Annotated in this window: 1 protein-coding gene; it reads left to right on the top strand. The window is 40.0% G+C overall.

Annotated features, from left to right (window positions below; translation table 11 throughout):
* On the top strand, positions 1-809 hold an 809-nt coding region (locus ACLS0A_RS10980), incomplete at its 5' end, for an IS3 family transposase (protein WP_423106821.1).
* Positions 810-832 lie beyond the last annotated feature (23 nt).

The following is an 832-nucleotide window of genomic DNA, read 5'->3' on the forward strand; positions in this document are numbered from 1 at the left end:
GCTCGCGTTTCCCGTTGGAATTGTTACTCAGGCTAATCGGATTGGCACGCAGTTCGTTCTTTTATCATCTCAAGCCAAAGTCGGATAAAAATGTAGCGATTTCACAGAAAATAGAGGAAATTTATCGCAAAAATGACGAAAATTATGGTTATCGTCGAATTACCTTGGAATTAAGGAAATACTTGATTATCAACCACAAAAGGGTGCAAGCGATAATGCAACGTTTGGGGTTAAAAGGAAAAAGTAAGCAGAAAAAATATCGTTCTTACCAAGGCAAAGTGGGACAAATTGCCGATAATCTGTTGCAACGGGATTTTACGGCAACGGTGCCGAATGAGAAGTGGGTAACGGATATCACCGAGTTCAAATGTGCGGAAGGCAAAGTGTATTTATCGTCGATTAAAGACTTGTTTAATAACGAAATTATTGCTTATGATGTGGCGAGAAGTCCGAATTTTGAGCAGATAACCAGAATGTTGACCCAGGCGGTGAACCGATTAGCGGGGGAAAAACCGATACTGCATTCCGACCAAGGATGGCAGTATCAAATGATGGGTTATCGGGAGATATTGAAAAAATACGGTATTAAGCAAAGTATGTCGAGAAAAGGCAATTGCCTTGATAATGGTGCGATGGAAAGCTTTTTCGGGCGATTGAAGACGGAATGTTACTTTGGCAAGCGGTTTGAAACCTTTGAACAGCTTGAAAAAGTGATTCACGAGTACATTCATTACTACAACAATGAGCGTATTCAAGTGAAGCTCAAAGGACTAAGCCCTGTGGAATACAGAACTCAGTCCTTGAATTAAATTAGAATATAGTCTAACTTTTT

It is taken from the genome of Avibacterium volantium, from assembly GCF_049366555.1.
GTDB lineage: Bacteria > Pseudomonadota > Gammaproteobacteria > Enterobacterales > Pasteurellaceae > Avibacterium > Avibacterium volantium_A.